The following is a 12,843-nucleotide window of genomic DNA, read 5'->3' on the forward strand; positions in this document are numbered from 1 at the left end:
GAAGGCGGCGCGGAGGCTACGTGAGGTCCGTTGGGCGGGGTGACTTCGGAGTGCGTAACCATAGCGAATTCCGAGGCCTGCTGGTCAAGATCAGGAGCGCCCCGATGATGTCGAGGTTTCTAGGATCAGGAATGCCTTCCTCGAAAGTCCAGCCGCCGTCGTGAGCAAAACGACCTTCCGCGAATCTTTGAAGCGCATATCGCGCTCTCGATAACTTCAGATCTTCCGCAAGGTCGTGTCTTGGCCCGAACACCTCGACGAATGTTTCGAGTAGATGTTCGCCCGCAGATCGAATCCGCTCGAAGTCGGCCATAAATTCCTCGGCCGTTTCCGGCTCCTCTTTCTTGGCATCGGCGAAGCTCTGGATGAAGTATCTGAACCGACTCTCGAAGGCCCGAACAGTATCGAGGAACGCATCGGTTTCTTGGTCCAAGGCAGTAGAAGAAGAGGCCGCGCGGCGACGCAGTTCCGCTGCGATGACCGCGGCGCGGTCCTTTTCGGCGGCCTGGGCTCTGGACATCTTGTCGGTTCGATTTCTTCGCCGGATCGCTGCAATTTCGCTCGTGTCGAGATGGGCGCCTCCAGCAATTGTGGTAAGCGCCTCCGTCCGAGTGTCGCTGTCGGCCGACGCGAGCGCTTTCATCACGGAGAACGGGATACGGCTCCTTGCTAGGACGTCTTCGGCGCCTTTGAGGGTCTTCGAAAACTTGACGTAAGTGCCGAGATCGCTTGACGATAGGCCGCAGTGAACCTTGAGAAAGCCTTTCGCTTCGCGAACAGTTGCGACCTCCAGGAGCTTTTCGACTTCCGCAGCCATCTTCAGCGCCTTGTCGGTCATCTGCTGTTGAAGTTCCGTGATCCGCTTCCGCGCCGCGGCGAGCGCCTTCGCCTTCGGGTTCAATTCCATTATGAGACTGCTCCGTTTCGAGACATCTCATAGCGGGCGGATCTTTCGGTCTCGATAAGCCTATCGGTAAAATGCTTGCGATCGCCGAATGCACCGGACCTCGCAGCCTCAAACACGCCATCCGGAGAATGCGTTTCAATCGATGACGAGGGCCGGATCCTAAGCGGCCCCGACTCTCAACTGCAGCATCGCTTCAGCGCTGCGATGTCTTTTTTGTTGGATGCCGCTTTCATTTCACAATCTTCGGGCCGAAACTACAGGCTCATGCCTCTCAGAAGGCAGAGGATCGAGGCGGCGCTCGCCTTCTGCAGAGCCTGCGGCGTCCGGCCAGTCGGCTTCGACTGCGACAATCGTGAAGCCGTGTTTCTCGATCAGCCGGCGCGTGATGGCAGCGCGCGCCCGGTAAAACTCCGAGGTTCCATGGGACGCTTCACCGAGCAACACTACACGAGCGTGGCCGAACCGGTCGAAGGCGTCGGCAAGGCCGGATCGTCCAGCGCGGGCAAACGCTCGGCGGCGGACCGTAGTACTTCCGCTATCGATGCCTGCGATACTGGCTGCGTTGCTGTGGCTGCGGATCCATGGATGGGGGCTTTCGGGGCGAGGTAGTGCTGGAACCAAGCAGTTGCCATCTCGGTCGCCGCCTCCAGCGCGCCAGGCTCCTCGAACAGATGGGTGGCGCCGGGGACCACCCTCAACAGTTTCTCGCATGTCAGGGCGGCAAGGGCTTCGCGGTTTAGAGCAAGCACCTGCTCGTCATGGCCACCGACGATGAATAGCGTTGGCGTTTCGACCTCGGTCAGCCGTCGCCCTGCCAGATCTGGACGACCGCCACGCGAAACTACCGCCGATACCCGCTCCCGAAGCTCCGCTGATGCTAGCATTGCTGCTCCTGCTCCGGTGCTTGCTCCGAATAGGCCTAACGGCAAATCAGCGATGTCCGGCTCAGCACCGATCCAGATCGCAGCCTCGAGCAAGCGCTCCGCGAGAAGCGGGATATCAAAGACGTTGCGTCGGTCTCCCGCCTCATCCGCCGTCAGCAGATCCAAGAGAAGGGTTGCGAAGCCCGCGTCATTCAAGCTGTCGGCGACAGCAATGTTCCGTGGACTGAGCCGGCTCGACCCGCTGCCATGAGCGAACAGGATAATGCCGCGCGGGTCCGGCGGAACGCTCAAATCGCCAACCAGACCGAGTGGCGGGACAGCAATCTGCCGTTTGCTGGGGCTCGGCTCGGCTTTCTCGGATTCGGTCCATCCCTGCCTCAGAAGTCCAATCGTCTCTTCATCGGTGAGCTGACGGAAATCCTCGTAAAAGGAGCCAACGCCCCAGAAATCTTTGGCGGGATGAAGGCATACGATCACGTCGGCATATTGACGCATCTCGGCGAGTGTTTCTTCCGGCGCGACTGGAATGGCGAGAACGATCTTTGCGGCACCTTGGCCTCTCATAGCAATAAGCGCCGCTTTCGCCGTCGCCCCTGTGGCAAGTCCATCATCGACAATGATTACGGTGCGACCCTTGGGGTCTACTCGCGCGCGGTTGCCGAGGTACAGCGCGCGGCGGCGCTCAAGTTCGACAAGTTCGCACTGTCGGGCGCGTTCAAGGTAGGCATCGTCAGCACCACTCGCCAGCCGCACATTCTGGTTGATGACCGTCTCGGGGCTTTCACCATCCACAACGGCGCCCAGCGCGACTTCAGGCGCGCCTGGAGCGCCAATCTTACGGACAAGGATCAAATCGAGCGGAGCATTCAAGGCGCGCACGATTTCTAGCGCCACCGGCACCCCACCGCGTGGCAAGGCATAGACAACTGGACGATCGAGCTTCAGCTTGACGAGCTTGGTTGCAAGCTGACGACCAGCATCTACTCTGTCCAGGAACTGAAAGTGTTGTTGATTCATTAAATAAATATACGTGATCGCTAATTTGCTGCATTGAGCGAAATCAAACCACTTCTAAGATCGAGGTTCGTTCGGCTTATCGGCGACGGGTTTTGGATTGAGAGACGGCCGCCGCTTGCGATGCGGTCAACCTCAACCTTCACGCCATGGCGGGTAAGGAACGTCGCCATGTCAGATCCGGGCTCTTCGCCATTTTCCCAGCTCCGTGCAACAGGATCGACCAATGTGACCTGTACAGAAGCGCAGCCCGTTAGAAACTCCATCGACTGCCGGGTGGCTAGCACAGCCTCTTCGCTAGAGTCCCAGGCGAGTAGAATCGACTTTGGACATGCCGTTACAGTCTGCATACGCGGATTGATCTACGGTTCCGAATTGTTCCCACCGTCCTGTCAACCGAGTACCGTATCTGTCAGGAGGCCGCAATCTTCCTCGCTGTATCCCGGACAAGACAGAGCCGTTTAAGCTCGAGGAGTGCATCAGGAAGGGCGCGATGAGTCGGGTTTGCAGGCTCCGACCGTGCGATGACATCGGCCACCAAAGCCGGAACGTCGACTGGAGTGCCACCCGTATTGAGGATAGCTAACGCCACCTCGGTAAAGAGATCGTCGGATTTCCGCAGTCGCAATGCGTGACGTGGCATTCCTCCGCCACGAAGTAGCGCGCTGAGCCACTTCCCGTCCCACGAAGGCGAACTCGCATAAAGCTCGTTTCCTGAGAGCTCCGCCATGAGTTCTCTGACGACGGGTTCGACGTCGCTTCCTTCCTCTTGCAGGCGATCGCGCGAGATTCCGTGAACCTTTTCCGCATCTGCAGACCAGTCGGTCCATCCGGGCTTTGGCTTGATCAGGAACGACTGCGAGCGGCCGTCCTCGAAGACCCAGGCGATTTCGATGGGGTAGCTGTGCTTGCCAAGGGAGGAGGCTTCGAAGTCGAGGAATACGATCATGGCCAGTAGGTAGGGCGGGACCGAGTTGGTCGCAACGTCCGATCGAAACCCACCGAGGGGAAGATCACGATCGGATCCCGATCTCTTTGAGCTCTCGATGGCCAGCCAAGCTCCAACGCGTCAACGTTCCGGGCCAGTGACATCGGTGGCCGACATGCACGAGACCTTCGTGCGATAATCTTGGCGATGACGTCGCCGGCTTCGAACTCACCGTCGTGGCTTTTGCTACGCTCAGCTCGCTCCCTAAGAACCATCGCTTCTTGTGTAGCTTGCGCGAGCGCGGCTTTGCCATGGCTACGACTGAAGGAGACAAGCCCGATGTGGCCGAAACGGCAATATGAGCATCGACGTCTGGCAGAGGCGCTGCTCCAGCATGCGGAAAACAAGCGCGCCTTGCCTGGGGTATACCATGGCGATCCCGACTGGCTTCCGGTCAGAGCCCGGTACTGCGCAAACTGAAGAAGAAGGCAGCGTCTGCCGCCGCCGTCGAAGCGAATTGAGCACTGTGAGGCCGCTCGGATCGAGATGTACCCGGTCGGCCGTCCGAGTCGATCATCCCCAGTTCCTCGCGGGCGCTTGGCGTTGGGCGTCGAGATTCTTATTGACGCCGCGATTTTTGTTCGTATTTTGTTCACCATTATGAACAAGCTCCTACGAATAAGCCGAATATGTTGAGTCCTTAGCGCCGTTTCGCCGCGGCAAGGATCCATTGCTATTTCGGGTATCGTCATGAGCCATCCGCATTTTGAAATGCCGCAGGCGCTCTATGCTGCGTACAAGCATGCTCTCTCCCAGAAATTCTATCCGCTAGGAACTGTGAGGTGCTCCGGCGACGTCATGTTCCGGAGCCAGTTGGCTCGTGATCTCGGCTGCCTTTTAGACGTCGACGACCACGTCGTCGCGTGGCTTTGCCTTCCGACGGAGTTTCCGACCTCGGACGGCGTTCACGTTCCGGAGTTCGTGGTCGACTATGACGACGGCAGGCGCGTCTTCCTCGACGCCTGCGGTGAAGTGGGCTCGGCTTCAGTTTCCGAAGGCGCTGCTTGCAGCCATGTCCACCACCGCTTCGTCTCCCGCGAGGAAACTGAAGTCGGATGCCGGCTCGCCAATGCAAAGGACATGTTGCGTTACACGAACTATCGGACGCCATTGAACGACAGGATGCGCCTGCTTGCCGCGTTGGAGGAGGCGGGCTCTCTAGCGATCGGGCAATGCATGCATCTATTTCGAGAGGTGCAGCCCATGACCGGCATCTCCTGGATGCTACTCAACCGTATGATCTCTGCGGATCTCGACGAGCGCATGCTTGGGCCTGAGACAATGCTTCGCCGTTTTGCGCTGGGAGGCGGCAAATGACCTACCGTAGGACAACTCGGAAGCCGCTTACAATGGAGCGTCTCGCGTATCGCTTCGCTCTCAAGAACGCCGTTCGTCTTGGCGGCGGCTTTAGGAAGCTCGGTTACCGCCAGTGTGTGATCGCGCTCCGTCTTCCAGTCGGCGCGAATTGTGCCGAATACGAGATTGCCGCGCTCGATCTCGTCCAGGAGACCCCGGAGCTGTCAAACTTCAATGCGGTTTGGCCCAAAATCGACCGTAGAGGCAAGCTCCACCTCGATGTCGTCCTCGATGCCATGAACGACGCGGGGTCATTCCTGATCGTCTGGCCGCCGGGCCAGGATTTGCCGAACGAATTCAAGCTTGCGGCCGATCGCGTCGTCGATGTCGACCCCGTCAGACCCTTTCATCTTGCAGCGGCCGCGAGATCCTTGTCAGGCCAGGTTCTCGAACTCGCCGACGCCAAGAAGCTGCTCGAGTACCCTCTTGCCTCTGTGTTTGCTGCACTCAGGCGGGGAAGGCCGGCCAAGGACGCTCTGGAGCGGTTAGCGAGCATGCAGCAGGTGTCGTTGCCGGCATCGGATGAACCAAGCTTGGAGAACCTCGTTGGATATGGGGATGCCAAGATCTGGGGGCTTTCGCTAGCCGAGGACATCCGCGAGTGGAAGCAGGGGGGGCTGTCATGGAGTGACATCGACCGCGGTCTCCTGCTGAGCGGGCCACCGGGCACTGGAAAGACCATGTTCGCCGGTGCGCTCGCCAGATCGTGCGACGTCCATCTGGTGGCGACTTCAGCAGCCCGCTGGCAATCCGCAGGATACCTAAACGACACGCTGACAGCCATGCGCAGGAGCTTCGAGGAGGCCATTTCCAACAAGCCTTCGATCTTGTTCCTTGACGAAATCGACGCGATCGGAGACCGCGCTCACCTTGGGAACAGCGAACACAAACTCTACTGGACACAGTGTATCAACCTGTTGTTGGAACTGATGGACGGTCACAGCAAGCTGGAGGGCGTGGTTGTCATCGGTGCGACCAACCACCCGGACGCGATCGATCCGGCCCTGTTGAGGCCCGGACGACTTGATCGACACCTGACGATCGCGTTGCCCGATCTCGCCGAACGAAAACATCTCGCGCACACCTATTTCGGCCATCATCTCTCGACGGAGGACGTGAACAGGATCGCAGCAGCCACCGCGGGTTTCACCGGAGCGGCATTCGAGCAGGCCGGGCGTCAAGCTAGGCGCGAGGCGCGGCGGGCCAAATCCGATGTCAGCGTCGAGATGGTTATGCGCGCCCTTCCGCCCGCAACGAAGCTGGAGGGTGCTCGACGGAGGATGGTTGGAATCCACGAGGCCGCCCATGCGGTCGTCGCTGTCCATCTTGAGCTTGGCACTCTGGAAGCTGTCGTTGTCTCGCAAGAAGCTCGGGACCCACAGCCCTTTGGCTTCGCGCGTCTGGTTGTCAAAGAAGACAATGATCCAAATCGGCAGCACCATCTTGATCGCATCGCATTCTTCCTTGCCGGGAGGGCAGCAGAGGAGGAATTGCTGGGGACTGCTTTCGCAGGTGCCGCGGGAACCGACGGATCGGACCTGCAGAGGGCGACCGACATCGCCACAGAGTTGGAGGTCTCGCTCGGTATGGGCGAGGGGCTATCGTATTTCGAGGCCAGCACCCCTGTACTCAGAGATCGGCTCCGCCGGAGCAATCCGGAGATCGCCGCTAGGGTCGAGCGGGTCCTAGTCCGTGAGATGGAGCGAAGCCGCGAGATCGTCAGGCGGCGTCGCGCGGCGATCGAGTTGCTCGCAGACACCTTAGACAAGCGAGGTCATGTCGAGGGCGCTGAAGTGGCGAAAATTCTAACTGAAACGGAGGAACTTGCAGCATGAGACCTCCGTGGAAAATGATCGTGCGAACTCTGAAGGAGAAACCGTTGGCGGAGGCGCGACCATTGGTGACGGCCGCGATCCTTGAAGCCGGAGGAATGCCGCTCAGATTGCGGGAGGCGCGGCGCCGCCTCTTCATTTTGACCAAAGCGGCTTCAGAGGGCCGGCCCGCAATCGTCGAGACCGAAGTCGGATTTGTTTGCCTGATTGCGCTCGAGGATCTCGTGGATGTCATCGTGGAACCCTTGCCGACCTTGAGAGAGGTGATGGAAGGGGCCGGGGTGACGAGACGAGCGCGGCGGAAAATCTCCTCCGAAAGCCGGATCGGTGCGCAGACGAAAGCGACCAAGTAGATGGTGTGGTGCGAGATCGTTCGCCCGCCAGAATGCTAATCGCGACATCTTCGAGGACCAATCCGGTGGTGAGTTTTCCGGGGTTAGGAAGTACTTGCCGGTTTCTTACGATGCGGTATTCGTAGCACTATTGCGCTGGCAACAGAGCCTTGGCGAACACCAGATGGCACAGCGGATTTGTGGGAATGACAGAGAGTCCATCCGAGGCGGAATTGGCCAATGCCCCGATCTTATGGTGTTGCTGTGCGACAGACGATGAACCCTTCGAACTTAGAGGGTCGTTCGGATCGTGACGCCACGTATGCTTTCGATGAGCGATACCGTCCAGTCGCCACCGTTAGGCTCGATGATCTCGTCGAGGTCGTAATGGAGCTTCACCCCAGTATACAAGAGGGCGGCGAGGGAGGAGGGTTATGGAGTGCGCCATACTCCTCGACGAGATACGAATAATCAAGTTGCGATAGGATCTTCCCGGTCGGCGACAACAATCAGCGGATCACCGGCAAGAGTAGCGCCCTCGAAAAGCTTAATGAGCTCGGAGCTGAAAAATCCACGCTCCCGCAAGAAAGATGCCATGATAAATTGAACTATGGAAATTTTGCTTCTGCATAGGTTGCGAAATCGCTTTCTTGTAGCTATCGCTAAGCCATATCAGAATCTGTCGTCGGCGCGGGGGCTATGGCGTTATTCAGGTCACTTTCCGACGGGCGCGAATCCGCGCCACTCTTTCTTCCACTAGCGGGCGTCTTCGTATTTTCTGGGGTAGTCAATCTACTCGCCCTCTCTGGCCCGTTGTTTATGCTGGAAGTGTATGACCGAGTGATTCCTAGTCGCAGCGGTCCGACATTGGTCGCATTGCTTATGCTGGCGGCTGGTCTCTACGCATTTTCCGGTCTGCTTGAGCTGGTAAGGAATCGCGTACTGAGCCGGATCGCTGGAATCTTTGACAACAGCATCTTCAGCAGGGTTGCGTCGGTAATCGCAGGAGCTTCGCTGCGGGGGCGTACGTCTGGCGATATACTCAGGCCGGCGCAGGATGTTGATTTGGTGCGATCTTTCGTTTCTGGCCCTGGCCCGGCCGCGCTATTTGATTTGCCGTGGATGCCCCTCTATCTCGTCATTTGCTTCTTTCTGCACCCATGGATCGGCCTGCTAGCGGCTGTTGCGATGACGCTTCTCATCGCGTTGACCATTGCTGCCGACGTGCTGACAAAACCGCGTGTGCGCGAGATTGGCGAAATCGTTTCGGCGCGCAACCGCTTCGGCGAGGCAATTCATAGGAATGCGGAAGCAGTTGCAGCAATGGGCTTCCTCGCGCGAGCTGAAGGGCGGCTCACCGAGACACATGAACGCAGCGCCGAATTACAACGAAACTCCGCGGCCATCGCAGGATTGTTCTCTGGGGTGTCGAAGACGGTGCGCCAGATGGTGCAATCGGGAACGCTGGCACTGGGTGCGTGGCTGGTGATCCAAGGAGATTTGACCGGCGGGTCGATCGTTGCTGCTTCCACTATTCTTGCTCGCGCCTTGCAGCCGATCGAGCAGGTCATTGCCAACTGGCGAAACATGATCGCGGCAAACCAAGCGTGGCAGCGCTTAAAGGAAACTTTCAAGCAATTCCCCGAAGAACAACCACGAACGCAACTGCCGCCACCGTCGAAGCTCCTTTCTGTGGAGAGCCTGTTCGTCGCGCCACCCGGAATGCGTGAACGCATCACCGTGAAGAATGTCACCTTCCAGGTGGAGGCGGGAACCGCCGTAGGCATCATTGGCCCGAGCGCTTCGGGCAAGTCCTCACTTGTACGAACCATAACCGGTGTTTGGCCGGAAGTGCGTGGCAAGGTATCCCTGGACGGCGCGTCCTTGGACCAGTGGCCCGCAGCGGAGCGCGGCCGGCATATCGGTTACATGCCGCAGAGCCTTGATCTATTTCCCGGAACGATCGCCGAGAATATCGCGAGGCTGGATCGTCAGGCAGACCATTCCGATACTATCGCTGCCGCAAAGGAGGCTGGCGCGCACGACATGATCGTCGGTCTAATCGATGGCTACGAAACGCAGGTCGGGGAAGCAGGTCAAAATCTGTCAGCGGGCCAGCGACAGCGGGTGGCGCTGGCCCGCGCACTGTTTGGAAATCCTTTTCTGGTTGTCCTCGACGAACCCAACTCCAACCTGGATGTGGATGGCGACAAGGCGCTGGCAGGGGCTATTACGCGCGTAAAGCGTCGTGGCGGTATCGTCATAGTCGTTTCTCACCGAAACAGCGTCCTGCTGCAGATCGATAAACTGCTCGTGATGGAGAATGGTCTCGGGAAGGCGTTTGGCCCCCGAGACGCGATCCTGAAATCGATCCAGGAGAACCAGCAACGAGCGGTGCGAAATGCCAATTCGCCCGCTTTGACTGTCGTAGAGGGAGAACGCCAGTGACGGTCGCCGGTTCGAACGTGCGCGCCAGGTTGTCTCGTTCTCTAAACAGGAACCTTCTCGTTGGGGCCGCAGCCATGCTTCTTCTGTTCGGCGGGGTTGGCGGCTGGGCTGCAACGACGGAGCTGTCAAGTGCTGTAATCGCGTCAGGCGTGCTAGTCGTAGATGGTAGCGCCAAGAGAGTTCAGCATCGGGAGGGCGGAATTGTCACAGCGATCCTCGTGCGTGAGGGCCAGGCGGTCGAGTCCGGCGAGACAATTGTCCGAATGGACCAAACTGCGTCCAGAGCAAACCTCACATCCATCGAAAAGAAAATTCAGCAGTACCGGGCACGCAAGGCAAGACTCGGGGCGGAGCGGGACAGTTCGACAAACGTGGTAATGCCGGAAGAGTTGAGGGTTGGCCTGGACGCTCATGAAGCGGAAGCGGCGATGGCGAGCGAGCGTCGCCTGTTTGCTGATCGACGTGCTTCCCGAGAAGGGCAGAAGGATCGCTTGCACGAGCAGGTACAGCAACTTCGCGAACAGATCAAAGGGTTAGACGCACAGGAGCAAGCGAAGATCAAAGAGATCGGTCTGATCGAAAAGGAGCTCGTGGGCATGCGCCGACTTTTCGATGTCGGGGGAATCACCATGAGCCAGATCAACGCGCTCGAACGGAATGCAGCACGGCTGCGGGGCGAGCGTGGGCAACTTTTCGCTTCAATGGCGTCGTCGCGAGGTCGTATTGCCGAATTGGAGTTGCAAAGCCTGCAAATTGATCAGGAACTCCGTGCAGAAGTCGCAACCGAATTGCGCGACGTCGAAAATGAGCTGGGGCAACTATCAGAAGAGCAAATCGCGGCTCAGGACACAGTCAAACATGCCGAGATCAAGGCACCCATCGGCGGCATTGTGCATCTCCTTTCTATTCATACCGTCGGTGGAGTTGTCGCCCCGGCGGAAACGCTGATGGAGATAGTGCCGAAAGGCAGTCTTTTGACAGTCGAAGCACGCATATCGCCAGCCGATATCGATCAGGTCGCAATTGGCCAGTCCACGACACTGCGTCTAACAGCCTTCAATCGAAACACGACGCCGGAGTTCACAGGCCGGGTTGTTCGGGTATCGGCGGATCTGGAGGCCGACAAGACAACCGGCGCAAGTTTCTATCGAGTCGGCATTGCGATGTCCGAGGAAGCCATGATCGAACTAACTCATCTTGGAGTTCGTTTGGTGCCGGGAATGCCCGTGGAGTCCTTCATCCGGACCGCGGATCGCAACGTTGTTTCGTACTTTACGAAGCCCATCCGTGACCACATGCAACGCGTATTTCGAGAAGAATGACATGAGTTTCGCTCTCAAATTCAGTGCGATTGCGCTCCTGGGCGTGTTCGCGGTTGCCGTTGCAGTGATTGCTGGAGGCTCGAGTTCGCAAGGTATGAACTCTGCTAGCGACGAAAAACCCCACGACGACGATCGTCCGGCGAGAATCTGCGGCGGATTCGATTTCTCCGGAACGATTGCTGAGGGCTACCTTGCCCAGCATGGAGGCACAAAGGTGAAGGTACGTATTCCGGCCGACTATCTCCTGTTCCCGGAGACCGCAGACGCCTTCTCGAAGGACGGCGACGGAGCCGCCAACTTCAACTTTCATCGGGATACGCTTGAGCCATATCCGCGTCGGGAGATGCAAGGGAAAATCGTCGCGGGAAGGGAGGAATGGGTCAGCTTCCTGGTCACCAATTTAATTGAAATAAATGACCTTGCGAGGGTGACCGCCAACATCTTGTCGGGAAGAAAGGCTGCATCTGGTGAGCCCTCTTTTGCGGAACAAGCTGTGTCGGAAGGTCTTTTTCAGGTCCAGTTGCCGGTGCGCTGGCAACCGGACTGGCAGAAGCAGACCCTGTTCTTTGGCCGCGAGGGCTCGTCCATCACGGACGTGATTTCCTGCACCGTACCACAACCTCGCCGCTATCCGCACTGCGAGCAAATCACACGCCTAGGCGGCTACGACGTGAAAATTGGCTATCCACTAGATCAGCTTAAAAATTGGAAGCTGATGAAAGGGAATATCCAAAGCCTGTTGAATTGCATGACCAATTAACTACTCAGCACATGGGATAAAGATATGGGCATTAAACTTTCGGGTGAACAACTTGCCGAGCTCGCGTTGGCCAAGAATGCGGGTGATCGCATCGCGTACTACACGCTCCTCGCTGATTTTGGCGATATCTATGGAAGCTTGCGTTGGCAGTCGTTAACAATGATCGAGGCGGTGGCGCGACTGCAAACTATTTCATTACCACCCAAGCGGACATCGAAGGAAACCCGCTAAACAGCAACGACTTAGCTGCAATCAGCCTGCAACTTATGAATGCCGACTTTGCCGCCCGCGAAAATGCCGGCGGCGCTGAACTCGGCTATGCTGAAATTCAGTCTTACCATCAGCAGGTATTTGCTTCAGCCGGTCTGAGTGCGAGTGCTTGGACGGCTAACTTCCCACTAGAATACCTGAGCACCGCCGAAGAAAAGCAGGCGCTTTGGAATACGCTCATAAGCTCCGGTTCGCCTGGTTCCGCAGCCGCGATCGCCTTCGCACTTGCCGATGGCTTGGCTACCCAAGATCCGAATGTGATCGCATATCTGGGAAAGCTTGCCGGTGCCGGAGCATTGGGATTGGCCTCTTCATCCAACGAGTTCGGTGACTACTCTGTGTCTATCAGTTCTGGCGGATTGGCGATCGGTGGCAACGAAGGCGACGACACGAAAAATGGGACGCACTACGCGGACGTCGTAATGGGCTTCGACGGCCAGGACACGCTGACGGGCGGCGGCGATGCGGATAGGCTCTACGGAGGTGCAGGCGACGACGTTCTAGTCGGCGCAACCATTAGCGAGGGGTTCGATCCTGCCACGATCACCTTCGCATCGCTCGAGACGTCGTCGCACAGTGAGTGGAATGATGGCGAGAAGGACATTCTCGTTGGAGGCGAGGGCAATGATGTCTACCTAGTGTGCTGTCTCAGAGATTATGACTCGTTGAGCACAGGTGTTGGATAAGACTTAGCCATTTTTTCGCGCGCTTGGTCGACTGAGAACATCCA

At 58.0% G+C, this 12,843-nt stretch carries 9 protein-coding genes and 1 pseudogene; 7 read left to right on the forward strand and 3 right to left on the reverse strand.

Going from position 1 to position 12,843, the window contains the following annotated elements; all coding sequences use genetic code 11:
• Positions 1-16 precede the first annotated feature (16 nt).
• From FHX09_RS28040 to FHX09_RS28050, 3 genes and pseudogenes are all read right to left on the reverse strand, one after another.
• Positions 17-907: a hypothetical protein gene (locus FHX09_RS28040; protein WP_132594872.1), complete on the reverse strand. Its 891-nt coding sequence runs from the start codon at positions 905-907 to the stop codon at positions 17-19.
• A gap of 315 nt (positions 908-1,222) precedes the next feature.
• Positions 1,223-2,808: pseudogene (locus FHX09_RS28045) on the reverse strand (phosphoribosyltransferase family protein); the annotation flags it as partial.
• A gap of 409 nt (positions 2,809-3,217) precedes the next feature.
• The gene (locus FHX09_RS28050) at positions 3,218-3,754 is read right to left on the reverse strand and encodes a transcriptional regulator (protein ID WP_132594874.1); all 537 of its coding nucleotides are present in this window, start codon (positions 3,752-3,754) and stop codon (positions 3,218-3,220) included.
• 729 nt (positions 3,755-4,483) lie between these two features.
• Here FHX09_RS28050 and FHX09_RS28055 point away from each other — a divergent pair.
• The 7 genes from FHX09_RS28055 (at position 4,484) to FHX09_RS28085 (ending at position 12,799) form a co-directional block, all read left to right on the forward strand.
• Positions 4,484-5,110: a hypothetical protein gene (locus FHX09_RS28055; RefSeq protein ID WP_245505589.1), complete on the forward strand. Its 627-nt coding sequence runs from the start codon at positions 4,484-4,486 to the stop codon at positions 5,108-5,110.
• A gap of 32 nt (positions 5,111-5,142) precedes the next feature.
• Entirely contained in the window at positions 5,143-6,984 is a 1,842-nt protein-coding gene (locus FHX09_RS28060) for an AAA family ATPase (RefSeq protein ID WP_165933216.1), read from the forward strand.
• 20 nt (positions 6,985-7,004) lie between these two features.
• A complete protein-coding gene (locus FHX09_RS28065; RefSeq protein WP_132594878.1) occupies positions 7,005-7,334 on the forward strand; it encodes a hypothetical protein in 330 nt (109 codons plus the stop codon).
• Between the two features lie 678 nt (positions 7,335-8,012).
• Positions 8,013-9,761: a type I secretion system permease/ATPase gene (locus FHX09_RS28070; protein WP_132594880.1), complete on the forward strand. Its 1,749-nt coding sequence runs from the start codon at positions 8,013-8,015 to the stop codon at positions 9,759-9,761.
• 17 nt (positions 9,762-9,778) lie between these two features.
• Entirely contained in the window at positions 9,779-11,083 is a 1,305-nt protein-coding gene (locus FHX09_RS28075) for an HlyD family type I secretion periplasmic adaptor subunit (RefSeq protein WP_281040995.1), read from the forward strand.
• A 1-nt stretch (position 11,084) separates the two neighbouring features.
• A complete protein-coding gene (locus FHX09_RS28080) occupies positions 11,085-11,843 on the forward strand; it encodes a hypothetical protein (protein WP_132594884.1) in 759 nt (252 codons plus the stop codon).
• A 143-nt stretch (positions 11,844-11,986) separates the two neighbouring features.
• Positions 11,987-12,799 carry a hypothetical protein gene (locus FHX09_RS28085; protein ID WP_132594886.1) on the forward strand — a complete coding sequence of 271 codons (813 nt, stop codon included), beginning with the start codon at positions 11,987-11,989 and terminating at the stop codon, positions 12,797-12,799.
• The last annotated feature ends 44 nt before the right edge of the window (positions 12,800-12,843 follow it).

Source organism: Rhizobium sp. BK538 (assembly GCF_014197575.1).
Classification (GTDB): domain Bacteria; phylum Pseudomonadota; class Alphaproteobacteria; order Rhizobiales; family Rhizobiaceae; genus Rhizobium.

Coding starts and splice junctions, on each gene's coding strand:
- FHX09_RS28040 (WP_132594872.1), bottom strand. CDS start 907: ATGGAATTGAACCCGAAGGCGAAGGCGCTCGCCGCGGCGCGGAAGCGG.
- FHX09_RS28050 (WP_132594874.1), bottom strand. CDS start 3,754: ATGATCGTATTCCTCGACTTCGAAGCCTCCTCCCTTGGCAAGCACAGC.
- FHX09_RS28055 (WP_245505589.1), top strand. CDS start 4,484: ATGAGCCATCCGCATTTTGAAATGCCGCAGGCGCTCTATGCTGCGTAC.
- FHX09_RS28080 (WP_132594884.1), top strand. CDS start 11,085: ATGAGTTTCGCTCTCAAATTCAGTGCGATTGCGCTCCTGGGCGTGTTC.
- FHX09_RS28060 (WP_165933216.1), top strand. CDS start 5,143: ATGGAGCGTCTCGCGTATCGCTTCGCTCTCAAGAACGCCGTTCGTCTT.
- FHX09_RS28070 (WP_132594880.1), top strand. CDS start 8,013: ATGGCGTTATTCAGGTCACTTTCCGACGGGCGCGAATCCGCGCCACTC.